1 rRNA gene is annotated in these 560 nt (G+C 45.9%); it reads left to right on the plus strand.

Annotated elements, in window-relative coordinates:
• Positions 1–496: 496 nt before the first annotated feature.
• Positions 497–560: ribosomal RNA gene (locus tag FHP24_RS28580) — 16S ribosomal RNA — on the plus strand; the annotation flags it as partial.

Below are 560 nucleotides of genomic sequence, written 5' to 3' on the forward strand. Positions count from 1 at the left end.
GCCGCGGAATTCAAATAAATCATTTAAATACAATCACTTGCGAGATTTTTGTAGTTTTATGAATTTGGCCTGTTGACGTTTTTGGGTGAGTGGGACTATAACCCGGTCACTGACGAGGGCGGCGGCGCTGCTAGCGACGATGACCTTCGTTCTAAAGAAAACCACGAAAGATTGGCGGAAGCTGATTGAGACCGGGCTTCCGGTTTGGTCTCGAGAGAGTAACGTTGTTTTGGTTTTTGAGACGGTTTTTGGCCTTTTTGGTTTGGGATCGTCGGTTATTTGACAATTGAATATGAGAAGAAAGAGAAACGTGGTCGGCGGGTTTTCGCGGACGGTTCAGGGACTTTCGGGTTTTTGGATTGTCTGTTCAGAAGACAAAATGACGGTCACGTTTTGATATGAGAACACCAGACTGGATTTCGCAGTGATGCGGTAAGTCAGTCGAGTGAGTTCTCGTCGATTCAGAACATAAAGTGATTAGTCATGATTGAATTCTCAACTTGAGAGTTTGATCCTGGCTCAGAACGAACGCTGGCGGCAGGCTTAACACATGCAAGTCG

It is taken from the genome of Aliirhizobium smilacinae (genome assembly GCF_006335145.1).
GTDB lineage: Bacteria > Pseudomonadota > Alphaproteobacteria > Rhizobiales > Rhizobiaceae > Neorhizobium > Neorhizobium smilacinae.